Genomic DNA, 23352 nt, shown 5'->3' with positions numbered 1-23352 from the left:
GCGCGGCCGACCTCGATGCGGGGTCGGCCGCGCCGTCCGGAAGGAGAACAGACGTTGTCCGGGACACCCCCTGAACTGCCGATCGTCGTGCTCGATGCGCTCATGCCCACCGCTCAGCGCCTGGTCCTCAATCGCCGGGGCTCCATGGTCTGGGAGGTCGAGAGCCATCGGGGCCACTACGCCGTGAAGGTCGGCTATCCCATCGAGGCAACGGCTGGCTGGCCTGCCCAGCCGTGGACGGCGCTCGCACCCGCACGTGAAGGCTCCGTGCTGTACCGCCTCGGGTTCCATGACTTCGCGTACGGCGAGTGGGAGGGCGGCACCTGGAACTTCCAGCCGTGGCGCGAGGGGCCAGATCTCTACCAGCTGTTGGAGCCTTGCCGTACGCCGGACTCGCGCATCGAGCCGCATACCAGCGTGGCCCTGGGCTGCGTGGAAGCACTGGCCGAACTGCACGCCAAGGGCTGGGCTCACGGTGACGTCCAGCCCGCACACTTCATCATCGGCCCGGAACGGACGCACCTCATCGACCTGGCCCTTGCGCACGGCGGACGCATCCCCGAGGGGTACGACTTCCCGTTCCGCGGCTGCCTCGTCCACTACGAGGCGCCGGAAATCGCGCGCAGCGTGCTCGCCACCGGAGAGGCTGAGCCCACGCAGGAAGCCGACATCTACGCCCTGGGCGCATCCCTGCTCATCTCCGCCACGGGCTGGCGGGCCGTCGAGTACCCGGACGACGCACCACGCCCTGAGCAGAGAAGGGCCGTGGCGAGCGGCAAACGGCGGCCTGTGAAGGTGGGTGGCGAACTGGGTGAGTTGATCGACGCCATGCTCAGTCCCGCTCCCGAAGACAGGCCAACGATCTACGAAGTCGGTAAGGCCCTGAGCTGAACCATCCACCAAACACCTGACCGGACCACCCTCAGCCTGGACAGCATTCCGGGTGGTCCGGTCGTGGAAGCCCTGTTCAGGACCCCGGTGCCGATGGTACCGGGGTGCTCGGCGTGCTCGGCTGCGGGTGCGGCTGCAACCCCTGCTCCCTAGTGTCGAGTTCGAGAGGGGCACTGTTGCTGTCCGGTCGTCCGACTCCCCGTTCTGACCTGAGCCACCGAAAGTCAGCCACGGCGGCGGGCTCGCCGAACGAGGACCCGTCACGTGTGTCTCCAGCAACCCCCGCCGGCCTCAGCCACGCTTCCTTTAGTCGTCACGGCCCTCGCGCCGGTTCCGGCCTGGGCGTTGTCGACGCCCCGACACATGGGCGTGCCTGCGGCTTTGGAGTCCGGCGGCTGCGAAGCGTGGGCTGGTCGGGCGGTCGGGTCTCGCTTGGTCGGTGTCGGCCTGGTCCTGGTGCTCGGACTGGTCGGGTTGCTTCCTGGTCTGGCTGTCCGCCTTGGCGTTGCTGCGCGCTGAGCGGGTGGGGGCCGCCGGAGCGGTGGCGGAGACAAGGAGCGGCGGCGGCCCCTGGCCGCCAGCGCGCGCGGCCCGCCGCAGGCGGGCCGCCTTGATCCAGTAAAGAAACTCTGGACAGCTCCGCTGCCCTGGGCCCCTGGCCGGTCGCGCGGCCATGCACTGACCTCGGCTTCCCGACCGCTCGCCGGTTCCTTCGCCGCTTTAGGTCCGATAGATGCGCATCCACGCCCATTCGTTCCGGCGGTCGGCGGAATTTATCCACAGGCGGGGGATTGCAGGATGCCATTGCGCGGTGGTCGGGACTTACCAGGCCACCCCGTGACCGTTTCGTGACCTTGGTCGGGTGTTGGTGGTCGGTCTCGTGGTCGGTGGTGAGTGGTGGGCTGATTTTTGCCCGGCGACTGTCACACCGACTGCTTCTACGGCACCTGTAGCAAGCGAGGAGAGGCGTCCGACTGGAGATGGAGAAGTGGCGTGGATCAGAGAAGTAGGGGTCACGCCGATGCGAATTTCGGCACCCCTATAGGCGATCCCCGATGGATCGAGCGGCGCAACATAGCACCGAAGTGCCGGTTACCCAAACCGGCGATTCTCCGGACTATTGATGCTCCTGGCCGACGGATGGAAGGACAAGTGACGTGAGCGCACGCAATCGCGCTTTCCCGTCCAGCGGGATGCAGCGGAATCCGAAGGACGGATTCTGCCCGCCCTGCGGGAGTGCAGTGCCGCGCGCCTCGTACGTGTCCGGTCTGGCATGTAGACCTAACTCAACAGCCGCAATGACGGCTTGCCGAGCGACACGGGCAAGCCCTGATCCGGCGAAGGATGGCCGCTGGGCACGCCTTCGGGCAAGCCTCCGGCGGTTGGCTGAACGCAACAACGGCACAGCAGTGAACGGGGAGACATGACCGAGCAGATACGCGACTCAGAAAGGGAGCTGATCGCCATTCACAGCCGGGAGGCGGCAGAGGTGGCCGCACTGGTCCGCGACATGAGGGCCACGGTGGCAAGGCTCGGCCGTGAAGCGATGCAAATGCGACAGGAGGTCGCTCAGCTCAAGACTGCGGCGGCCAGGACGGCGGCGGTTGCTGAGCCTTCTTCAGGGCATCGACTTCCCGGCGCAATTCCTGGTGCTCCGCGCTGAGCGCTCGGATCTCGTCACGCAGGGAGGCGAGTAGTTCGATGAGGGAGGACCCGGCGGATTCGCTGTCGGGCTCCCCCTCCTCGACTTCTTCGCCCGGCTCTCCCTTGCCCTTCTTGGCCAGGTACCAGGCGGGCGCGTTGTAGTCGATGGTGAACTCGCCCGTGCGGTCGGCGACGTCGGCGACGAAACTGCCCCGGCCATGGATGGTGTAGATCAGCCCCTCGTCCCGCAGCACGTTCAGGGCACTTCTTGCGGTCATATTGGCTACGCCGAAGCGCTCTTGCAGCTCACGGACGGACGGCATCTGCTCGCCGGGCTTGAAGCGGCCTTGCTTGATGTCGCGCCGGAGCTCGTCGGCTGCGTGTTGATACGGCGGCCGGCGGTCCTGCTTCTTCTCTGGCGCGGGAGTCATGCCCCAAGGGTAGCGACTCCTAGCTCCCCTAGCACACCCCACTGACATAGCTGAACTGCGTCAGTTGATACCTAGCTCACCCTTGTGACTTGACAGTGCTAGGTCAGCGAGGTTCTATAGATCACGCCCCGCCACCCGGCGGAGCACCTACCGAAAGGACGTAACACCCATGGCCCGTATCCGTGTTGGCCTGCTCCCGACTGCGTCGTTCATGGTCGGCACCCTGCCGGTGCCGAAGTACGCGGACGCCGAGAAGACCCAGTTCGCGACCGATCGTGAGACCGGCGCGAAGCTGATGACGATCACCCTCTTCTTCATGGAGGAGGACCGTGCCGAGGCGCTGAAGATCACCATTCCGGAGACCGGTCTCCCCAACGGCCTCAAGCCGGGTCTGCCGGTCATGCCGGTGGAGCTGTTCGCCACCCCGTGGGCCCGGATCTTCAACGGCCAGCTCTCGGACGGCATCGCCTACCGCGCCGACCGCCTGGACCTTGTCGGCGGCCCCGCCCCGGCCGCTGACGCGGCGTGAGCGGCACCGCTTTCCGGTTCGGCGCTGAGCGCAGCTACCCGCTGGCTCACGCCGGGCCGGACCCCCGGTTCACCGAGTCGCTCGTGAACTCGGTGGCGGCCGTGCTCGTCGGCTACGGCTACCCCCGCCTGGCTGCTGTCGATGACTGGGCGGCCCTCGAATCGGCCCTCGCGGCCTTCCTCTACAACCCCAGGGAGCAATGAATGTCTGTGCAGGAGGTGTTCGGCCTGGCCCCGCTCGTCGCGCTGCTCGGCCTCGCCGTGTTCGCCGTGTGGGCGGTGGTGTGGGTGGTCCGCTACGTGCGCGCCGATGCCATGACCCGGCAGTCCATCCGGCAGGCCGTGCGCGTGCGGCGGGGCTGGAAGCGGCTCGCGCCGATGCTGAAGCTGTCGGCCACGGACAAGACGCCCACCCCGATGGCGTCGCTGGCGAGCACGGACGGCAAGCCCGTCAGGCCCCGCGTCCTGATCCCGGCCTTGAAGGTCACGCACGACGCGTACGGGGTGATCGCGCGGGCGACCTGTCTGCCCGGCGTGGGCTTGGAGCAGTTCCAGAAGGCGGCCCCGCACCTGGCGGACGCCTGGAGGTGCACGCGGGTCGCGGTCACCCAGGACAAGCCCGGACAGGTGGTCATCCGTGGTGTCCGACTCGATCCGCTGAAGTTCACCACCGAGCACCATCCCACGGGTGAGGTGCCGGAGGAGATCGCCCGGTGGGACCTGGGCTTGGACGAGTACGCGCAGCCGGTGTCCGTCGACCTCACGCAGGTGCCCGGCGTGACCGTGGCCGGCCTTCCCGGCTTCGGCAAGACCTCGCTCATCAACCGGCTGATCTGCGACTGGGCACCTTCGCCCGCGATTCAGTTCGTGTGCGCCGACGGCAAGGTGTCCACCGCCAGGGAGGGCGACTACGCCCATCTCGTGAAGCGGATGTTCGACTTCGTCGGTGACGACCTCGAAGAGGCCAACGCCCTGTTCCGGCGGCTGGTGGAGCTGCGCCGCGCCCGTGTCTCCGCCGCAGAACGCATCCTCGGGGTGCAGAGCATGTGGGAGGTCGGGCCGTCCGCAGTGTGGCCGCTCGTCGTCGTGATCATCGATGAGGCGCACACCTACTTCCGCGACCACAAGGGCAGCGACCCGAAGACGAAGAAGCTCGCCGCACTCGCCGCCGAGAACGCCCGGCTCGTCGAGGACCTGGTGAAGAAGGGCCGCAGCATGGGCATCCTCGTCATCCTCGCCACCCAGAAGTCCACCGGTGACGCCATCCCGACGTTCATCCGCGACGTGTGCCCCATCGGCCTGTCTTTCGCGCAGAAGACCGCCGAAGCTGCCGTCGCCGCGCTCGGTGAGGACATCCGAGAGTGGCCGGACGCCAACCCGATCAACCTCCAGGACCGTGCCTACGTCGGCGTCGCCTCCATGAACCACCAGTCGCAGCCCGGATTCACCCGCATCCGCACGCCCTTCGTGTCCGGCAGGGACTCCGCCTACATCGCCGCCCGTACCGCCCACCTCACCGCCGACCCGGCCGACCTGCTCACCGCCGAACTCCCCGGCGTCGAACTCGGCAAGTCCGGCCCGGACAACACCACCCCGCCCATCGCGGCCTGACAACCTGTCGGGCTTCCCCTCGTGGCTTCACCCGGAAGGAGGTGAACACTCATGACTGAGGACCGGATCACTCAGCGCACCATCACCGCCGTGATGATCACCATCGCCGCGCTGGCGTTCGTCTTCTCCTTCGGCAACGTCTGGGCCCTGGCCCTGCGCCTTGGCGTCCCCGCCCCGATCGCACCGCTCATCGCCCCCATGGTGGACCTGTCCGTGGTCGGCCTCCTGGTGGCCCTGCGCTACCTCTCTCTGCGCGGCGTCCCGGCCGAGCAGATGAAGTCGGCCACCCGGCTGATGCACTTCTCCGGGCTGCTGACCCTGGCCCTCAACATCGCCGAACCTGTGGTCGCTGGGCACTACGGCCGCGCTGCTGTCGACGCCGTGGCACCCCTGCTCCTCCTCGGCTGGGGAGCCGTCGGGCCGCAGCTGCTGCGCGCCTTCCACGCGGTCACCTCCAACGCCACCGCCCCCACGGCTGCCAAGACGGAACCCGCCGAAGACCTCGCCCCGGCCTCCGGCGAATCGGAACCCGCCTCGAAGCCCGTACCCCCGGCCCCCGTTCCGGCGCCTGCTCCCTCACAGCCCCACCCCGCCGCACCCGCCATGGCTCCCGCCCCGGCCGTGCCTGCGGTCAAGGTGCCTGAGCCGCTACTGACCGAAGCGCGCTCGATCGCCGCATCGCACCATGCCGAGCACGGAGAAACGATTACTCCGGCTCAGCTCAAGATGCGGCTCGGCATCGGCCTGCCCATGGCCACTGCGCTCCACGCCGCTCTATAAAGCCGCGTCTCCTCGCCGGCCTTCCCGGCTCCTTCCCCTCGCCCGCCCCTGGGCCCGATCCGTCATGCCTGCGGGCAGCAGCCCGAGCGCACTGAATCGCTGCTGCCCGCAGGCCCCCACCATCGCGCCAGAAGGGAGACCCCGCCACCCATGCGCCGCCCCCTCGACCTGCGCCACGTCATCAGCCCCAGCCTGCCGGACCTGATCGAGCTGGCCAACACCCACGACTTCAACCGCGTCACCGAACAGGTCCGCGACCTGCACGGCTGTACCAGCCCCATCAACCTCCACGGCTGGACCGTCACCACCGACCAGGCCACCAAGCAAGTGGTCCGCTCCTACCGCTCCGAAGACGAACCCTCCGGACGCCTGCTGACCACCTGCGGCAACCGCCGCGCCTCCCGCTGCCCCGCCTGCTCACGGGTGTACGCGGCCGACACCTACCACCTGATCAAGGCCGGACTGTCCGGCGGCAAGGATGTCGCCGAAACCGTCCGCGACCACCCCCGCGCCTTCGTCACCCTCACCGCCCCCTCGTTCGGTCCCGTCCACAACCGCAAGACCGACCACGCGGGCAAGCCCCGTCCCTGCCGCTGCGGCGCCCAACACGCCGAGAATGACCCGGCGTTGGGCACCCCGCTCGACCCGGCCACCTACGACTACACGGGCGCCGTGCTCTGGAACGCGCACGCCGGGCAACTGTGGGCACGCTTCACCACCTACCTGCGCCGCGCCCTGGCCGAACACCTCGGCATGACGCAGAAGGCGCTGAACGCCGCCCTGCGCGTCTCGTTCGCCAAGGTCGCCGAGTACCAAAAGCGCGGCCTGGTCCACTTCCACGCCGTGATCCGCTTCGACGGACCCGACGGCCACACCAGCCCACCCCCGGCCTGGGCCACCTTCGACGCCCTGAGTGCCGCCGTGGGTCTGGCGGTCGAGCGTGCCCGGCTCACCGTCGCCTCCGACGCCATCGGCGAACGCGTCATCGCCTGGGGCGGCCGGTTCAAGGTCGACCCCATCTCGGCCCTGGGCGACGGCGAACTCACCGACGCGCGTGTTGCCGAGTACACAGACGCCAAGGTCGCCGGGTACGTCGCCAAGTACGCCACGAAGAACGCCGAAGGCGCGGGCACCGTGGACCGCACCCTGATGTGCCGTCCCTGCGCCGGACGTGGCTACGTACGCGGCCCTGACGGCTTCCACGACCGATGCGCCGACTGCGACGGCACCGGACAGGCCGAACCCATCCAAGCCTTGCCCATCCAGCAGCACGTACGGCAGATGATCCGTACCGCCTGGGCCCTGGGCCACCTGCCGGAGTTCGCCCACCTCAAGCTCTGGAAGTGGGCCCACATGCTCGGCTTCCGCGGCCACTTCTCCACCAAATCCCGCACCTACTCCACCACCCTCGGCGCCCTTCGCGACGTACGCCGCGCCTGGCGACTGGCCCAGGCCGAAGCCGCCCGCACCCGCGCCGGCCTCCCCACCACCGAGGAGAACACCACCCTCGTCACCGCCTCCTCCTGGACCTACCTCAGCAGTGGCTACCGCCCCGGCGAAGAACTCCTCGCCGCCCAGGTCCGCCACGACATCGCCCACGCCGAACGCATCAAGTCCGAAGGAGAACCCTGGCTGTGACCACTCCCAAGGCCAACAGGCAGACGTTGAAGCTGGCCGAAGCTCTGGACGAGATCGGGGTGTCCCGGGCCGCCTTCTACCGGATGCGCGCTCGGGGCAAGGCGCCCAGGCATCTGAAGCTGCCCAACGGTCAGATCCGCATACGCCGCGCCGACCTCGACGCCTGGTTCGACGCTTGTGAGGTGCCGGAAGCATGCTGACCTACGACGTTCAGATCTGGGGCATCCGCAAGCGGCCTGACCGTGCGGCGGCCTATCAGCTCCGGTGGCGCGTCGGTCCCCGGCCCTTCTCAAAGAGCTACAAGATCAAGGCTCAGGCCGACGGTCGACGCTCGGAGTTGCTGACCGCACTACGCAACCGCGAGCAGTTCGACACGGAAACCGGCCTGCCCGCCTCGGAGGTGCAGGCGCTCAACTCCTCCACCTGGTACGCCCATACCCGTGCGTACGCCGAGATGAAGTGGCCGGGCGCCTCGGCCAAGCACCGCGCGAGCATTGCTGACACGCTGGCGACCATCACGCCGAAGCTGGTCAAGGACAAGCGCGGGGCTCCGGCCCCCAAGGTGATACGGATCGCGCTCTACTCGTGGGTCTACAGGTTCGCCCTGGACGACGACGGGACGCTGAAGCCCCGTCTTGACCTCGAAGAACCCCCGGCCGACATCGTGGCCGCGCTGGACTGGATCGCTCGCAAGTCGGTGGACATCACCGACCTCAACACACCGTCGGTGGTGCGGACCGCCCTCGACGCGTTGAAGCTGAAGCAGGACGGCACGGCCGCTGCCGAGAACACGGTGAACCGCAAGCGAACCGTCTTCAGCAACTGCCTGCGCTACGCCGTGGAACGAGAGCTGCTGACGACGCTGCCCCTCGACAAGGTGGACTGGACAGCGCCCGAGACCGATGACGAGATCGACTTCCGGTTCGTCCCCGGCCCGAAGCTGGCAAAGGCCCTCATCGATGCTGTCACCGAGCAGGGCGAACGCGGGCGGCATCTGACGGCGTTCTTCGGCTGCCTCTACTACGCGGCCAACCGCCCTGGTGAGGCGGTCAGTCTGCGTGAGGACGACTTCACCCTTCCCGAAGAGGGCTGGGGTGAAGTCCTGCTCTCCACGAGCATGCCCCGAATCGGCTCGGGTTGGACCGATACCGGCGAGTCGTTCGATACGCGCGGCCTGAAGAAGCGGGCTCGAAAGGCGACCCGGCCGGTGCCCATTCCGCCCGTTCTCGTCCGCCTGGTCCGCGAGCACATCAAGGAGTTCGGCACGGCCGAAGATGGTCGGCTGTTCCGTGCGTCCCAGGGTGGCCACCTCCTGTCCAAGGAGTATGGAGAGGTTTGGAAGGCGGCCCGGCTCGCGGTGCTGACAGAGTCCGAGGCTGCCTCACCGCTGGCTGACGTGCCGTACTCCCTGCGCCACGCGGGCGTCTCGCTCTGGCTTGAGTCCGGCGTCTCCCCGGCCGAAGTCGCACGCCGGGCCGGACACAGCATCGCGGTTCTGTTCCGGTTCTACGCCAAGGCGATTCATCGCAACCAAGCGCGGGCGAACCAGCAGATCCAACAGGCTCTCGACGCGATCGATGAGCGCAACGAGTAGGCGGAGAACCGGCTTGTAGAAGCGTCCCTTGTGGAAGCTGTTGGCGAATCCTGGGCGCTGAACGTGACGTCGGCCTTCACGACACATTGTGAAGGCCGACATTGACGGCTGGCGTAGCCTTTCTTTTCCGCCGCAAGAAATCAAAGATTTCCCAAGGAGCCCGGTGGCGGGGCCGGTTCCTGAATGCAACATGCAAGCAGAGGGAGGTCAGCCTACGAACCTCGCCACCAGCGGCGGCGAGTACCATCTTCCTCCTGTCGCTCAGCCTTTCGATGCTGGCGCTCCTGCGCTTTTCGAGCACGTTTGAGTTTCGAGTCGACGAAGTATTCATCGTCGAGATCGGGGTCGCGCTTGATAAGCTCAGCCGCCGTTTCGAGATATGGAATTGCCTCTTCGTAGCGACTTTCTTTGTACAGGATCAGTCCGATTTCGATCGCTGCCTCTTCGTCGCCCGCGTCAAGGGCCTTCCTGTACCAACCGATCGCCTCGTCGACCAGCGGCACTCGCTCGGAAGGGGAGTTGGCGAGGCTCAGGCGATACTTCACCAAGCCCCCCAAGCTCGTATATGCATCGACATCGCCCAGCTCTGCGAGTTTCAGATACCAATGAGCACTCTTCCCGCGAGCCGTCAGTGAATAGATGCCCGCGAGTCGTTTCATGGCTTCGACATGCCCTGCCTCTGCGGCAGCGAGCAGGAAAAGTTCAGCCTCAGCGTACTCCAATGCCTGGAGTTTCATCTCGCCTTGCCTATACCAGGTCTCCGGATCGTTAGGCAGGCTCGAGTCAGTGCTGAAGTAATTCTGAGTCACATGGTTATGCTGATTTCCTGCCCCCTGAACAAAGGCAACGCCCGAGTCTTCGGTGTGGACGTTCTGACGGATTCCTTTCGCCAACTCTTCGTCGGGGTTCACTTACTGTCCACCTGATTGTTCTGGACGCCAGTGCCCTGGTTGAAGACGATGCCGCCGCCAGTCGCGCTCACGTGCTGTGTGACGCTGCCACTGGGCGAAGTCTGCTTCTCACCGTGCTCCTCGATGAGCGACCGGAGTTCGTCCATGAGTGATGGATCTCGCGTAAGGGCTCGCCGGAACCGGCCGAGCCATTCAGAAGTGATCTCCTCGCGAGCCTCATCGGCGCCCCCTGCATCCACGAGTTGCAGCCGGGACTCCTCAAGGTCCTCCGACACCTCGCCGGCCGCGTCCGGACGCCTGGCCAAGACACGAGCGAAGCGGTCACGGGCACTCACCCACAAATCGCTCGTCATAGCGCTGATGAGCGCCTGTACGGCGGGCGTCGCCCACTGAGCCGCGTCAAGTCCGTCCACGAGGTCTCCTCTGGAGTGTGAAACCTGAGTTCCGTGCGGGCGCAGAAGCCACCCATGCGTCAGTCTAAGTCCGTCGTCAGACGGCCGCAGCGTTAACTCGCCCTGGCAGACGGGCAGTTCGTTGCAGGATGCTGCCGTCATGGATCAAGGACTTGTGGCACTTGTGTCTGCGGGCGTCGGTCTCTTGGGGGCGATCGGCGGTGCGGCCATCGGCGGGGCAGCGGCTGCGAGAGGGGCCCGCCTCGGGGCGGAGACGACGGCCCGAGCGACCGCCAAGCAAGTACACGATCAGGCATCCGTGGACCACGAGCATTGGCTTCGGGGGCAACGACTCGAAGCCTGCCGTGCCTTACTCGCGGCGTATGACGAGTACGCAATAGCTGCATCGATGCTGACCAGAGCCCTTGAACGGGAAGTCGAGGGGTCCCGAGATATCGGGCACGCTTTCGGGCAGGCGGTCTCGGCGTTCAGAAATGCGTACTGGCAGGTCCGGCTCGTGGGCTCGGCTGACGTGCGCGAGCATGCGTCGCGGCTACGAAGGCACTTCGAAGATCACAAAGACTGCGTGGATCAGTGGCTGGACGCGGTCCTCTCCATGCAAGGTGCCACGATCGCATCTGCGCGGGCCGAGGAAGAGCGGCTTCGTGTACAGCTGGGCGAATTGCACGACGCGTTCATGGAGACAGCAAGTCGCGCCGTATCGGAGCGCCCAGCGAACGCCTGAGTCGGTCGCATGGGTAGCAGAGAGCTGTTCGTCGTATGAGGGGACAGAACGGCGTGCGATAGTTTGCCCGCCATGGCTGAACTCGGACCCGTCGCCTGGCCACCTGCCCCGATACGAACCGAACGGCTCGTGCTCCGCGAGTCCGAGGCCCGGGACCGTGCAGCGTTCATCGAGCTGTTCGCATCGCCAGAGGTGCGCACCTACCTCGGTGGCCCTCGACCGCGCGATGAGCTCGCACGCGTGGTGCCTAAGGTGCCCGGGCGGCGTCCTGGCCTTTTCGTGACCGATCTCGACGGAGCGATGATCGGCACGATCTCGCTCGATCGGCGCGACGCAGAACGTCCGGGTCACGTCCGTCCGGATGCCGGAGAGGCCGAGCTCGGCTACATGTTCCTGCCGCAAGCGTGGGGATACGGGTACGCCGCCGAGGCATGCGCAGCGGCACTCGATTGGTTCGCCGACGCGCTCCCCAGCGAGCCGGTGGTGCTCTGCACCCAGACCGCCAACGACCGCTCGATGCGCCTCGCGGCCAAGCTGGGGTTCACCGAGGTGGAGCGGTTCGAGGAGTTCAGCGCCGAGCAGTGGTTCGGCGTGTGGTCCTCGGTCACGCCGTCCGGTTGAGCAGCGGTCCCAGCTCCGCTATGGCGTCGGGCTCAGGGGCTCCCGCCCGTCGGGGAAACACGACCGCCTATCCCCAGGTCAATGCAGGTATGGCGGTCCACGATCTGGTCCACGCCTGGTCCACACGCAGTGATCCACAACGCGATAGGCCCGGATCAAGGTGAGACAGGCCCCACGCAGAAGGGGCGCCCCTCAGCGAGGGACACCCCTTCTGACCAGCACGTCTCTGACCTGCGGAGGCGGTGGGATTCGAACCCACGGTGACGTTCTCACGCCACTACGGTTTTCAAGACCGTTCCCTTCGGCCGCTCGGGCACGCCTCCCCGCGCCGGCCGTTTATCGGCGGCGCGGGGACAAGGGTAACGGGTCGGCACGCGCGTGTGCCGGTCAGTTGTCGCCGACGCGGGAGCCCAGGGTGACCTCGACGGTGTGCTGCTTGCCGCCGCGTTCGTAGGTGATCGTGACCTTGTCGCCGGGCTTGTGGGTCCAGATCTCGCCGATCAGGGTCGGGCCGGAGTCGATCACCCGGTCGTCGAGCTTGGTGATGACGTCGCCGGGCTTGAGGCCGGCCTTGTCGGCGGGGCCGCCCGGCTCGACCGGCTCGGCGCCGCCGGTGCCCTGGCTGGTGATCTGCGCGCCGCCGGTGGAGTCCCCGAGGGAGACCGACGCGCCGATCTTGGCATACACCGGCTTGCCCGTCTTGATCAGCTCCTGGGCGACGTACTTGGCCTGGTTGATCGGGATGGCGAAGCCCAGGCCGATCGAGCCCGACTGGCCGGTGCCGAAGCCGCCGTTGCTGGTGGACTGGATCGCGGAGTTGATGCCGATGACATTGCCCTGCGCGTCCAGCAGCGGCCCGCCGGAGTTGCCCGGGTTGATCGAGGCGTCCGTCTGCAGGGCGCTCAGGTACGACGCGGACGCCTGGCTGCCGCTGCCGTCGCTGGAGGCCACCGGGCGGTTCTTGGCGCTGATGATGCCCGTGGTCACCGTGTTGGAGAGGCCGAAGGGAGCGCCGATGGCGATCGTGGAGTCGCCCACGGCCACCTTGTCGGAGTCGCCGAGCGTGAGCGGCCTGAGATCCGACGGGGCGTTCTTGAGCTTGATGACCGCGACGTCGTAGCCCTGCGCGTGGCCGATCACCTCGGCGTCGTACTTCTTGCCGTTGGGGAAGGTCGCGGTGAGCTTGCCGCCGTCGACCGCGCCCGCCACCACGTGGTTGTTGGTGAGGATGTGGCCCTGGGTGTCGAAGACGAAGCCGGTGCCGGTGCCGCCCTCGCCGCTGTTGCTCTCGGCCTCGATGGTGACCGTGCTCGGCAGCGCCTTGGCGGCCACGCCCGCGATCGTGCCGGAGTCGCGCTTGACCTGGCCGCCGCTGTCGGAGGCGGAAACGGTCGTGGAACCGGTGCTGCTGTCGTTGTTCTCGGCCAGGGTGTAGCCGAGACCGCCGCCCAGGCCGCCCGCGACGAGCGCGGCCACCAGGACCGCCGCGACCAGGCCGCCGCGTCCGCGGCCGGACTTCGGGGCAGGCGGCTGCTGGGGGTACGGCGTTCCCCAGCCCCCGCCCGAACCGCCCCCGCCGTCGCCGTACGGCGGGGCGGGCGGCGGCGGGGGCGGCCAGGAGGGATCGGGGGCCGACCCGGAACCGGCCGGCGCGGGGTTGCCCTGCGGGGCGCTTCCCGCAGGGTCGGTGGGGCCCTGGGGACTGTTGGGGTCGCCTCCCTGGGAGGCCTGCATGTGCGCACCGTTCGGTGTGTGCGCGGGGTCCTGCTGCGGGGCCGGCGGGGCGCCGGGGGGAACGGGCGGCATGGGGGCCGTCGGAGCCTCTCCGTTGGCAGCCGTGCGCTCCTGGGGCGCCGGAGCAGCGGGAGCATCCACCGGCACGGGAGGTGCGGACGGGGCCGGCGGTACCGCGGCGCCCTCGTTCTCGGTGCTCACAGCTTCTCTCCTCGATCCACGGCTGTTTCTTCTCGGTTCGATCGGACTTAATCGGACTTAATCAGATTTAATCGGACTCAATCGTAGGCGGTCGCAATCTGTCGCGCTCGTTCGTGCTGGTCAACGAGCCGACGCGATGCCACCGCACATGTCTTTTTGTATGCCGTCAGCTTTTCCCACGGCCCGTCAGGGCACCATAAGCGGTGCCTGTGGGTCCCCGGCCATTCTTTATATAGGTCATGTCAGACAAAAAGGATGCAACCTCGACGCCTCCGCCCGCACGCCTACCCCCGCACGGTGGCACCATGACGCGGTGACCCACGCACGACAGCACCACATCCAGGTCGTCGCCCACCGCGGAGCCTCCGAAGACGCCCCCGAACACACCCTGGCCGCGTACACCAAGGCCGTCGAGGACGGTGCCGACGCCCTCGAATGCGATGTGCGCCTGACGGCCGACGGCCACCTCGTGTGCGTCCACGACCGACGTGTCAACCGTACGTCGAACGGCCGCGGCGCGGTCTCCGCGCTGGAGCTGGCCGATCTCGCGGCCCTGGACTTCGGCTCCCGGAAGACCCGCGACGCCTTCAACGGCCGGGACGAGGAGCCCGACTGGGAGCACCGACCGGAGGACCGGGAGGCGACCTCCGTCCTCACCCTGGAGCGGCTGCTGAGACTCGTCGCCGACGCGGACCGCCGGGTGGAGCTGGCCATCGAGACCAAGCACCCCACGCGCTGGGCGGGGCAGGTCGAGGAGCGGCTGCTGATGCTGCTCAAGCGGTTCGGGCTCAACGCACCGGCCACGCCCGCCGCCTCCCCGGTGCGCGTGATGAGCTTCTCGGCGCGCTCGCTGCACCGCGTGCGGGCCGCCTCGCCGACGCTGCCGACGGTCTACCTGATGCAGTTCGTCTCGCCCCGGCTGCGGGACGGGCGGCTGCCCGCGGGCGTCGGAATCGCGGGGCCCTCGATGCGGATCGTGCGCAATCACCCCGCATACGTGGAGCGCTGGAAGCAGGCCGGCCACCAGGTGCACGTCTGGACCGTGAACGAGCCAGAGGACGTGGAGCTGTGCGCCGGCCTCGGCGTCGACGCCATCATCACCAACCGCCCGCGCGCGGTGCTGGACCAGCTCGGCCGCTGACCGAAGGGGACCTCCGGCGACAGCTGGCGCCCGGCGGCCGGAGGGGCCGCCGGCTACTCGGACATGGCCTTCCGGTTACCGGGAGTGCTCCAGCGCGTTCGGATCGTAGTCGATCGTGTCGAATGCGTCACGGGACATGGATTGGCCGGTTTCCGGTACAGGCCAATGGGGCATCCACACCGTGGCGTGGGGCGAAGGAGGTCTCGGGGGTGGCGTTGGTGGTGGCACAGGAGGTGCCCACGTCGTCGAGCATGGCCGTACCCCATGGCCCTGCGGGCGTGGGGGAAGCGCGACACCGGATGCGTGAGCAGCTGCGCAGCGGTGGCGTGGCGGAATCGGTCATCGACGACGCCGTACTGATCCTTTCCGAACTCTTGAGCAATGCGTGCAAACACGGCCGCCCACTCGGCGACGCCCTGGCCGGGGACGGCGACGTCCGGGCCGCGTGGCGGGTGGATCCGAGCGGTCGGCTCATCGTCGAGGTCACGGACGGCGGCGGCCCGACCCGCCCGGCTCCGGCCACCCCGTCGGTCACCGCGCACGGCGGCCGCGGGCTGAACATCATCACCGCGCTGGCCGACGACTGGGGCGTACGGGACGACATCCGGGGCGAGGTCACGGTCTGGGTCGTCGTGCATGACGACGTGCACGACCCGGACGCCGGACACCGCCGCGACGACTTCGCCGCGCGCGTGACGGCCCCGACGGTGTCCGAGATACCCGGCCTCGACTTCGCGGACGCGTTCGACGACCTGGACTGACCGGCCGGCCCGGACCGGCCGACAGGGCCGACAAGGACCGGCCGTCTCGCCGACCACGGCTGACCTTGGCCGACCGACCCGGCGTCGTCCGCAGGCCGTCCCGTTGTCCACAGGGTCCGGTGGGCTCTCGTACGAACGGCTAGGCTCGCGCCGTACGAGACGAGCCGTAACCGGGAGACACCCACGATGGCCAAGAAGCGACCCCAGACGAAGGCCAAGCGCCCGCAGCTCAGTGGCGGGGCCCGCGCCGCAGGCGCTGATGGAGACATTCCGGTTGTCGGCGCCCGCGAACCCTGCCCCTGCGGCAGCGGCCGCCGCTACAAGGCCTGCCACGGCCGGGCCGCCGCGCACGCCGTGACCGAGCTGGTGCAGCGCCCGTTCGAGGGACTGCCGGGCGAGTGCGACTGGGTGGCGCTGCGCGAACTGGTCCCGGCGGCCACGGTCGGCCTGACCCTGAAGGAAGACCTGCCCGAAGGCGTCCCGTCGGTCACGCTCGCCACGGTGCTGCCGATGGCCTGGCCCGCCCTGCGCCGCGACGACGGCTCGGTGCTGCTCGGCCTGCAGAACGACACGGCGTCGGGCGACATCAGCCGCGACCTCGCCGACACCCTCCAGCGCGCCCTTGAGGCGCAGCCCGGCACCCCGGTACAGGGCCGCCGCGCTCCCGCCGAGGGTCCGCGGCTGCAGGATCTGTTCGACCCGGAAGGCGTGTTCGAGCCAGTCGTGCACCCGGGCTTCGAGTTCTGGGTGCCGGACCCGGAGAACGCCACGCCGGAGGTGACCGCCTCCCTGGAGCGGGCCAACGCCGCGGCCATCCCGACCGTCAGGCTCCAGGGCGTCCAGGCGGCCTACTGGTGCGAGACGCCGGAGAAGAACCACCTGCGCTGGGTCATGCCGCACTCCGAGGAGCAGCTTCTGGACGCGCTCGCGCGCCTGCACGCGGCGGGCCGCTCGAACCTCGGCGAGGGCACCCGTCTGGTGGGCTCCTTCCGCGCTCACGGGCTTACGGTGCCGGTCTGGGACCTGCCGAGCGGCGTCGGCGCCGAGGACATCGAGAAGCCGGCGGCCGAGTTCGCCGAGCGCCTCGCCGAGGCCCTGGCGACCGACGCTCCACTCACCGGCGACGAGCGCCGCGCCCGCGGCGGCCTCACCAACCGGCAGGTCACGCTCAGTTGACAGGCCTCGACGGCATGCGCATCGGCTGACCAACCGGTCAGCCGACACGCCGTGCGCGCGGGTCGGTGCCTCGGGGCACAATTCCCGTCGAAGACAGGCCAGTCGGTGACTTGAAAGCCCGAGACGGAATTTGCGAACCGCCGATCTCTTGTTACCGTTCCAATAGCCCGGTTGCTGGTGCATCCCCCGTCGCCAGCAACCGGGTTCTTTCCGTGCTGCGGCACTGTGTACAGAACGCAGCCGTCCGTCAACTGCCCGCTTCCGTGGGCGAGTTGCTGCCCGAGCGCAGCAGCAGCGGCCCGCTCCCGGCCCGCCGCGCGAACTCGGCGACCGCGGTGTACGCGGCCGGTTCGCCCCGCAGCCGCTCCCGGGGTGTCTCGCAGGTGCCCGGCTCGTCCTCGGCGCCCACGGCGCAGTGCATCCGGACGGTACGGCCGCCGGGTCCCATGAAGCTCAGTACGGCGTCGAGGGCCTCGCCCGTCGCATTGCGGTAGTAGGTCCGCGCCCAGCTGTCGTCGCCCTGCGTGACGACACAGGTCTGCGCCTCGATGCCGTCGGGGGAGGTGAGTTCGGGACCGCAGCGCACGGCGGTGGCCGGCCCGAGGCCGAGCGGCAGCGGGGAGGTGTCGGGGTCGGCGGAGGGTGCCTTCGCGTCGCCGCGCGGAGCGTCCGGGGCGGGCGACGAGCGCGCGGGCCGCGGAGAGGGTCGTACGGCGGAGCGGTTCTTCTCGGCCAGGGAACCGGCGGTACGGTCCTCGCCGGCCGCGGAACCGGCGGACCGCCCGGGGCCCTCCGGGGCCACCGAGCCCGCGGACGCCGCGGCGAGCGGCAGCGCGACCGCGCACACCACGACGGCCAGGAGGGCGAGCAGCCGGACCCTGCGCGGATCCGGCCCGCCGCCGCGCGGATCCGGCGGAACTCTGCGTGCCACGGCTTTGTGTGCCGCGGCTCTCTGTCCCCCGGCTCTGTGTGCCCTGACTCCGTGTGCCCTGGCTCCATGTGCCGCAGCTCTGTGTCCCGCGGCTCTGTGTCCCGCGGAATGACGCACCATGGCCGGACGATAACGATCCGGGGCGGGCGCCCGGCCTGCGCGCGCCCGACACTTCCTACAACTCGGGCGCGCTCACACCCGTACGAGTGAGGGCCTCGACCATGGCGTCCACCACGGCCTCCACGTCCGGCACCCACGGCGAAGCGGAACCGGGCAACGGGGCGCGCTCCCAGCCGATGGCGCCCTGGCCGGTCTCGGAGGGCGGCAGCGCGATGTAGCCGCCGCTGCCGTGGAAGCGGAGGGAGCCGGGGACGAAGTCCTTGGCGTACAGCAGCTCGCCCAGCTGCTCCATGGAGTACGGCTTGACGAGGATCGCCCAGCGGGTGGGCGAGCTGACGACCGGGCCGAGCCGCATGCCGACGCGGTCGAGCGCGGCGAGGGCCTGGGCGGCCGGCAGGGCGGGCAGGGAGACCGCGCACGGGGCGTTGCCCCCGGTGGCGAGGATGATCGGCGCCGTGGGCCGGTTGGCCCACCACCAGTGCACCATGCGGGCGTCGGTGGTGGCCGCGAGGAGGCCGGGGTCGAACGGATGTGCGCCGGGCACCGTGCAGTCCGGGTCGGGGCAGCCACAGCGGGAGCGCCCCGCCGGGTCGGCCGCTGCGCCCGGGAGTACGGGCCACTGCCATTCCGTGGCGAAGGTCAGGGCCGCGCTGAGCAACTCAGGCCTCCCGTCGCTGCGCTGGGACAGGAGCCTGCGTCGCCTTCCGAGGATCTCGCGCATGAGCGCTCGTTCCTTTCCGTTGCACGCCGGCAACACCGTGGTCCACATCACATCATGTGTCGATCACTTCACTGTGCGTACCTGTTGGCGCATCACGCCCCTGCCCCAAGACAAGGGGAAACCCCTATGGGCCGGGCGTCGGCCGCGTCCGCAGCCGCTCCGTCCATACTGCGTCTAGCTAAAGCACGGGCGTGGCGTGGGGGTGGCGAAGTCTGGCGTTTGCCGTCCCGCGTATTTCTCTCCGCCTCCGCCACGGGAGGATGGGGCACGGTCGTCGGTGGATAGGACGCCCGGGCGGGTCGCCAGGTTCCGGGCGGCTTCCCAACCACCCCTGGTCCTTACCGAGTACGTACCCATCACGACCGCTGTGACGCTCCGTGGAGCAAGCCCAGTCGACCGCAGTAACCCGTCCCCCGAGGTATTTTTGAGCCAACTTTGCAATTCCGCAAGAGATCTACAGAGATCGCCCGAGAGTCCACCGGGGACCCTCTGACACCAGGAATCCCCGCAGGACAATGCTGGACATCTCCTCACGAGTGCGTGTACATGTGGAGACACTGCTAGCGACGCAGAATGACATGGGGGTTTGCGATGCTTTTGAGCAGTACGCACCGGTCGGAAAGCCGGACGCCATGAACGCCCCGCACCCTCCGAAAGTGGCCGGAATCGATTCAACGGTTCCGCCGCCCGCACACACTGCCGCGCCCGTCGCGGCGAGCGGCGCCCCGGCCGCATCGGCAACCCCCACGAGCGCACCCGGCGCCCTGCTCCAGGACCGCCTCGCCGGCTGGGTCTCGGATCTGACGACCCTGCACGAGCTCACCGAACGCCTGGCCCGCACGGACGCGCTCACCGAGGCGCTGAAGGAACTGCTGCGCGCGGGAGCCGCCCTCGTGGGCGCACAGCGCGGACTCGTCGTCCTGGAACCCGGCGACGGACTCGGCCCGGACACGACCATCGGCCTGGGCCTCGCGCGGGCCGATCTCGGTCACATCGAGACCGTGCCGCGCAGCGCGCTGTCCATCGGGCGGCTCCTCGACACAGCAGCCGGGCTGCCGGGCGGCGACACCGAGGTCGCCGAACCCGACCTGTTCGCCGAGAAGGGCCTCGACCCCCGGCACCGCGAGGTCGCCGCCCGCCTCGGCTACGCCGCCAGTTACGCCCTCCCCCTGTCCACCGAGGGGGCCGGCCGCCTCGGCGCCGCCGTATGGCTCTACGCCGAGCCCGCCGAGCCGGACGCGCGCCGACGCCACCTCGTCGGGCTGTACGCGCGCTGTGCCACCGAGCACCTCGCCCGGCTCCTCGAAGTCGAGCGCACCCGCGCGTGCATGGCGACGATGGCCCAGGAACTGCTGCCCACCCGCCTGCCCCGGATCGCGGGCGTGCAGCTCGCCGCCCGGCGCCGCACCGGGCCGCGCGGCGGCGGCGACTGGTACGACGCGCTGCCGCTGCCGGACGCCGCGCTCGGTCTGGCCGTCGGCTCCGTCACCGGCTCCGGGCCCAGCGCGGTCGCCGCGATGGGCCGGCTGCGGGCGTCCCTGCGCGCGTACGCCGTGATGGAGGGGGAGGACCCGGTCGCCGTCCTGTCCGACCTGGAGCTGCTGTTGCGGCTCACCGAACCGGCCCGCTCGGCCACCGCGCTGTTCGGCTACTGCGAGCCCGCGCTGCGCAAGATCACGCTGGCCGGGGCCGGGCACAGCCCGCCGCTGGTGATCGGGGAGCGGCGTACGGAGTTCGCGGAGACCTCCGTCTCGGCGCCGCTCGGGATGCTCGCCTGCTGGGAGGCGCCCAGCGTGGAGCTCGAGGCCGAACCTGGAGAGACGGTTCTGCTCTACACCGACGGGCTGCTGCACCGCACCGGCGACCCCACCGACCGGGCCTTCGCCCGGCTGCACGCGGCGGCGGCCGGGGTACCCAGGGCGTTGCGCCGCGATCCAGGTGCGATCGCCGACCACGTGCTGCGGACCGTGCTGCCGGGCGGGCTGGACGAGGCGGACTCCGACGAGGACGTCGTGCTGCTGGCGGTGCGGTTCGAGTGATTCGCGCGGGCGGATCCGGCGGGGCCGGTGGCCACAAGGGCGGGTTCTTCGGCCCCGGGCGGCCTGGCGTGCGACCGTACGATGGGGGTGGTCCAGTGCCGATCGAGGAGGATGACCGTGGCAGAGGAGCTCCCGGACACTGTTGAATGTGCTGCTATCGCAGCGGGGCCGGAGACTGCCGAAGAGGAGCCCGTCAAGCAGCGGAAGAACGGTCTGTACCCCGGCGTGTCCGACGAGCTGGCAGAGAACATGAAGTCGGGCTGGGCCGACACGGAGCTGCGTGATCTGGAGCCGGTCCCCCAGGCCGCCGAGACCGCCGCCCGCCGCGCCGCGCTGTCCGCGCGCTTCCCGGGCGAGCGGCTGGTGATCCCCGCGGGCAACCTGAAGACGCGCTCGAACGACACCGACTACCCCTTCCGGGCCTCGGTCGAGTACGCGTACCTGACCGGCAACCAGACAGAGGACGGCGTCCTCGTCATGGAGCCGAAGGGAGAGACCCACGAGGCGGCGATCTACCTCCTGCCGCGCTCCGACCGTGAGAACGGCGAGTTCTGGCTGGACGGGCAGGGCGAGCTGTGGGTCGGCCGCCGCCACTCCCTCACCGAGGCGGAGCAGCTCTGCGGCATCCCGGCCTCCGACGTGCGCGAGCTGGCGGACCAGCTGCGTGAGGCGACCGGCCCGGTGCGGGTCGTGCGCGGCCATGACGCCGGCATCGAGGCGGCCCTGACCGACAAGGTCACCGCCGAGCGGGACGAGGAGCTGCGGGTCTTCCTCTCCGAGATGCGGCTGGTCAAGGACGAGTTCGAGGTCGGCGAGCTGCAGAAGGCCGTCGACTCGACCGTGCGCGGCTTCGAGGACGTGGTGAAGGTCCTGGACAAGGCCGAGGCGACGAGTGAGCGGTACATCGAGGGCACGTTCTTCCTCCGCGCGCGCGTGGAGGGCAACGACGTCGGCTACGGCTCCATCTGCGCCGCGGGTCCGCACGCCTGCACGCTGCACTGGGTGCGCAACGACGGCCCGGTGCGGTCGGGCGACCTGCTGCTGCTCGACGCGGGCGTGGAGACGCACACGTACTACACGGCGGACGTCACACGCACGCTGCCGGTCAACGGTCGGTACAGCGAGTTGCAGAAGAAGATCTACGACGCCGTGTACGAGGCCCAGGAGGCCGGGATCGCGGCGGTGAAGCCGGGTGCCAAGTACCGGGACTTCCACGATGCCGCGCAGCGGGTGCTGGCCGAGCGGCTGGTCGAGTGGGGGCTGGTCGAGGGGCCGGTGGAGCGGGTGCTGGAGCTGGGGTTGCAGCGGCGGTGGACGCTGCACGGGACCGGGCACATGCTCGGCATGGACGTCCACGACTGCGCTGCCGCGCGGACCGAGACGTACGTGGATGGTGTTCTTGAGCCGGGTATGTGCCTGACGGTGGAGCCGGGGTTGTACTTCCAGGCCGACGATCTGACCGTGCCGGAGGAGTACCGGGGGATCGGGGTGCGGATCGAGGACGACATTCTGGTGACGGAGGACGGGAACCGGAATCTGTCTGCTGCGCTGCCTCGGCGGTCGGATGAGGTTGAGGCCTGGATGGCCTCGTTGAAGGGCTGACGTGGGCTGATGGCCGGGTTCCGGACGGGGGTCCGGCCATCGTTGCAGGCTGCGGGTTTGTGGGGGCTGGGCGCGCAGTTCAGACCATCGTCGGTCCGCCGGACCACCCGGGAGTCGCGGAAGCAGGTCCCCTTGTTCGTCGCCGGTGTCCTTACGGCCGCCCTGCTGACGCGTGCGGGACCGGGACCGGCAGGGCGAGCGGCCCACCGGCCCCTGCCACTGACGCGCCCTCCAGCCCGCCCGGCCGCAGCCCGTCGGCCCGCACCTCGGCGCATGCGGACATCCGGCCGACCACCATCGCCGACGTCACCGCGGGCGGGCCGTCGCGCCCATCGCACCCGGTTCGCCACGGGTCCGGAGACCGAGCGCCGCCTCCCGCCGGAACTCCGTGTCGCCACGAAGCCAGTCGTAGAGATCGGCGACCGCCATGCCGGTGTCGTCCTGCTCAGCAGAACCGATGGTGATGCGCACCAAGCCACCCCCAGTGTGTGCGACGCGTGTGGTGAAACGCGGCACGTCCGAACGGACGATGTGTAAAACGCAGAAGTCGCCGATCGGATACGCCGCGCTGCCCCAAGGGCAACCGGCCGGCGCTCTGCGCTCACCGCCTGCGCTACACCGCCATCAGAGGGGCGTCCGCCCGCCATTTCAGGATCTTGTCGAAGCTCACCACCGCGCCGCCCCGGCCCGGCTTGTTGCCGATGTGGACGTGGTCGGCGAGTTCCTGGATCAGGCACAGTCCGCGGCCGTGTTCGGCGTCGGCCGGGGCCGGGCGGACCGAGGGCCGGGGGCGCTCGGCGCGAGCGGAGGCGACGGCAGGGGCGGGAGCGGGCGCGGGGGGGGTCACTACGGCCGGGAAGCCGGGACCCGAGTCGGCCACCTCGATGCGGCACTTCTCGCCGTCGAGGTACGCGGTGACCCGGTACGCACCCGACGAGCCGCCGTGCGCGGTGCCGCCGCCGTGCTCGACTGCGTTCGCGCAGGCCTCGGTGAGGGCGACGGAGAGGTCGTAGGAGATGTCGGGGTCGACGCCCGCGGTCTCCATCGTGCCGAGCAGCAGGCGGCGGGCGAGTGGAACGCTTGCAGCATCGCGACGCAGATGGAGTGACCACCAGATGCTCATGCTCCAGCCTCCTGGCC

General features: G+C 69.4%; 23 protein-coding genes and 1 tRNA gene. 15 read left to right on the top strand and 9 right to left on the bottom strand.

The window, feature by feature from the left end; all coding sequences use genetic code 11:
- Nucleotides 1–54 precede the first annotated feature (54 nt).
- Nucleotides 55–891 (top strand): protein kinase, encoded by an 837-nt coding sequence (locus H8R17_RS27790; RefSeq protein ID WP_187825963.1) that lies wholly within the window; start codon nucleotides 55–57, stop codon nucleotides 889–891.
- Between the two features lie 1574 nt (nucleotides 892–2465).
- Here the strand turns inward: H8R17_RS27790 and H8R17_RS27785 are convergent.
- Nucleotides 2466–2966 (bottom strand): GntR family transcriptional regulator, encoded by a 501-nt coding sequence (locus tag H8R17_RS27785; protein ID WP_187825962.1) that lies wholly within the window; start codon nucleotides 2964–2966, stop codon nucleotides 2466–2468.
- Between the two features lie 169 nt (nucleotides 2967–3135).
- Here H8R17_RS27785 and H8R17_RS27780 point away from each other — a divergent pair, with 169 nt between their 5' ends.
- The 7 genes from H8R17_RS27780 to H8R17_RS27750 all read left to right on the top strand — a co-directional run bounded on the left by H8R17_RS27780 (nucleotide 3136) and on the right by H8R17_RS27750 (nucleotide 9117).
- On the top strand, nucleotides 3136–3495 hold the full coding sequence (locus tag H8R17_RS27780) for a hypothetical protein (protein WP_187825961.1): 360 nt from the start codon (nucleotides 3136–3138) through the stop codon (nucleotides 3493–3495).
- Nucleotides 3492–3698, top strand: a complete 207-nt coding sequence (locus H8R17_RS27775; RefSeq protein ID WP_187825960.1) for a hypothetical protein — start codon at nucleotides 3492–3494, stop codon at nucleotides 3696–3698. The genes H8R17_RS27780 and H8R17_RS27775 overlap by 4 nt, the downstream gene beginning before the upstream one ends.
- Nucleotides 3699–5105, top strand: a complete 1407-nt coding sequence (locus tag H8R17_RS27770; protein ID WP_187825959.1) for an FtsK/SpoIIIE domain-containing protein — start codon at nucleotides 3699–3701, stop codon at nucleotides 5103–5105.
- A gap of 51 nt (nucleotides 5106–5156) precedes the next feature.
- Nucleotides 5157–5885 carry a DUF2637 domain-containing protein gene (locus H8R17_RS27765; protein ID WP_187825958.1) on the top strand — a complete coding sequence of 243 codons (729 nt, stop codon included), beginning with the start codon at nucleotides 5157–5159 and terminating at the stop codon, nucleotides 5883–5885.
- A 150-nt stretch (nucleotides 5886–6035) separates the two neighbouring features.
- The gene (locus H8R17_RS27760) at nucleotides 6036–7523 is read left to right on the top strand and encodes a replication initiator (protein WP_187825957.1); all 1488 of its coding nucleotides are present in this window, start codon (nucleotides 6036–6038) and stop codon (nucleotides 7521–7523) included.
- Nucleotides 7520–7723, top strand: coding sequence for an AlpA family transcriptional regulator (locus tag H8R17_RS27755; RefSeq protein WP_187825956.1), 204 nt, complete (start codon nucleotides 7520–7522; stop codon nucleotides 7721–7723). Before H8R17_RS27760 ends, H8R17_RS27755 begins: the two co-directional genes overlap by 4 nt.
- The gene (locus tag H8R17_RS27750; RefSeq protein WP_187825955.1) at nucleotides 7717–9117 is read left to right on the top strand and encodes a site-specific integrase; all 1401 of its coding nucleotides are present in this window, start codon (nucleotides 7717–7719) and stop codon (nucleotides 9115–9117) included. The genes H8R17_RS27755 and H8R17_RS27750 overlap by 7 nt, the downstream gene beginning before the upstream one ends.
- A gap of 212 nt (nucleotides 9118–9329) precedes the next feature.
- Here the strand turns inward: H8R17_RS27750 and H8R17_RS27745 are convergent, their stop codons facing one another.
- Both H8R17_RS27745 and H8R17_RS27740 read right to left on the bottom strand, forming a co-directional pair.
- Nucleotides 9330–10028, bottom strand: a complete 699-nt coding sequence (locus H8R17_RS27745) for a tetratricopeptide repeat protein (RefSeq protein WP_187825954.1) — start codon at nucleotides 10026–10028, stop codon at nucleotides 9330–9332.
- Nucleotides 10025–10441 (bottom strand): hypothetical protein, encoded by a 417-nt coding sequence (locus tag H8R17_RS27740; protein WP_187825953.1) that lies wholly within the window; start codon nucleotides 10439–10441, stop codon nucleotides 10025–10027. Before H8R17_RS27740 ends, H8R17_RS27745 begins: the two co-directional genes overlap by 4 nt.
- Before the next feature lie 298 nt (nucleotides 10442–10739).
- Between H8R17_RS27740 and H8R17_RS27735 the strand changes: the two genes are divergently transcribed.
- The gene (locus H8R17_RS27735) at nucleotides 10740–11165 is read left to right on the top strand and encodes a hypothetical protein (protein WP_223125527.1); all 426 of its coding nucleotides are present in this window, start codon (nucleotides 10740–10742) and stop codon (nucleotides 11163–11165) included.
- 72 nt (nucleotides 11166–11237) lie between these two features.
- The gene (locus H8R17_RS27730) at nucleotides 11238–11786 is read left to right on the top strand and encodes a GNAT family N-acetyltransferase (protein WP_187825951.1); all 549 of its coding nucleotides are present in this window, start codon (nucleotides 11238–11240) and stop codon (nucleotides 11784–11786) included.
- A gap of 234 nt (nucleotides 11787–12020) precedes the next feature.
- Here H8R17_RS27730 and H8R17_RS27725 read toward each other — a convergent pair.
- Both H8R17_RS27725 and H8R17_RS27720 read right to left on the bottom strand, forming a co-directional pair.
- Nucleotides 12021–12109 (bottom strand) — tRNA-Ser (locus tag H8R17_RS27725).
- A gap of 64 nt (nucleotides 12110–12173) precedes the next feature.
- Nucleotides 12174–13721 (bottom strand): S1C family serine protease, encoded by a 1548-nt coding sequence (locus H8R17_RS27720; RefSeq protein WP_187825950.1) that lies wholly within the window; start codon nucleotides 13719–13721, stop codon nucleotides 12174–12176.
- A gap of 313 nt (nucleotides 13722–14034) precedes the next feature.
- On the opposite strand from H8R17_RS27720, the gene H8R17_RS27715 reads away from it, so the two are divergent.
- From H8R17_RS27715 to H8R17_RS27705, 3 genes are all read left to right on the top strand, one after another.
- Nucleotides 14035–14862, top strand: coding sequence for a glycerophosphodiester phosphodiesterase (locus H8R17_RS27715; RefSeq protein ID WP_187825949.1), 828 nt, complete (start codon nucleotides 14035–14037; stop codon nucleotides 14860–14862).
- Between the two features lie 122 nt (nucleotides 14863–14984).
- Nucleotides 14985–15623, top strand: a complete 639-nt coding sequence (locus tag H8R17_RS27710; RefSeq protein ID WP_187825948.1) for an ATP-binding protein — start codon at nucleotides 14985–14987, stop codon at nucleotides 15621–15623.
- A 186-nt stretch (nucleotides 15624–15809) separates the two neighbouring features.
- Nucleotides 15810–16799: a DUF5926 family protein gene (locus tag H8R17_RS27705; protein ID WP_187825947.1), complete on the top strand. Its 990-nt coding sequence runs from the start codon at nucleotides 15810–15812 to the stop codon at nucleotides 16797–16799.
- A 247-nt stretch (nucleotides 16800–17046) separates the two neighbouring features.
- Here H8R17_RS27705 and H8R17_RS27700 read toward each other — a convergent pair whose 3' ends face one another.
- Both H8R17_RS27700 and H8R17_RS27695 read right to left on the bottom strand, forming a co-directional pair.
- On the bottom strand, nucleotides 17047–17730 hold the full coding sequence (locus H8R17_RS27700; protein ID WP_187825946.1) for a hypothetical protein: 684 nt from the start codon (nucleotides 17728–17730) through the stop codon (nucleotides 17047–17049).
- Nucleotides 17731–17905: 175 nt separating this feature from the next.
- Entirely contained in the window at nucleotides 17906–18571 is a 666-nt protein-coding gene (locus H8R17_RS27695) for a bifunctional DNA primase/polymerase (protein WP_187825945.1), read from the bottom strand.
- A gap of 515 nt (nucleotides 18572–19086) precedes the next feature.
- Here H8R17_RS27695 and H8R17_RS27690 point away from each other — a divergent pair.
- Entirely contained in the window at nucleotides 19087–20610 is a 1524-nt protein-coding gene (locus tag H8R17_RS27690; RefSeq protein WP_187825944.1) for a PP2C family protein-serine/threonine phosphatase, read from the top strand.
- 111 nt (nucleotides 20611–20721) lie between these two features.
- Nucleotides 20722–22212 (top strand): aminopeptidase P family protein, encoded by a 1491-nt coding sequence (locus tag H8R17_RS27685; RefSeq protein ID WP_187825943.1) that lies wholly within the window; start codon nucleotides 20722–20724, stop codon nucleotides 22210–22212.
- Nucleotides 22213–22518: 306 nt separating this feature from the next.
- On the opposite strand, the gene H8R17_RS27680 is transcribed toward H8R17_RS27685, so the two are convergent.
- Both H8R17_RS27680 and H8R17_RS27675 read right to left on the bottom strand, forming a co-directional pair.
- The gene (locus H8R17_RS27680; protein WP_187825942.1) at nucleotides 22519–22683 is read right to left on the bottom strand and encodes an effector-associated constant component EACC1; all 165 of its coding nucleotides are present in this window, start codon (nucleotides 22681–22683) and stop codon (nucleotides 22519–22521) included.
- A gap of 142 nt (nucleotides 22684–22825) precedes the next feature.
- Nucleotides 22826–23335, bottom strand: a complete 510-nt coding sequence (locus tag H8R17_RS27675) for an ATP-binding protein (protein ID WP_187825941.1) — start codon at nucleotides 23333–23335, stop codon at nucleotides 22826–22828.
- Nucleotides 23336–23352: the final 17 nt, after the last annotated feature.

Source organism: Streptomyces sp. TRM68367 (genome assembly GCF_014495685.1).
Classification (GTDB): Bacteria; Actinomycetota; Actinomycetes; order Streptomycetales; family Streptomycetaceae; genus Streptomyces.
Note: the sequence above shows the minus strand (reverse complement) of the source record. Positions and strands in the feature narration are given on the sequence as shown.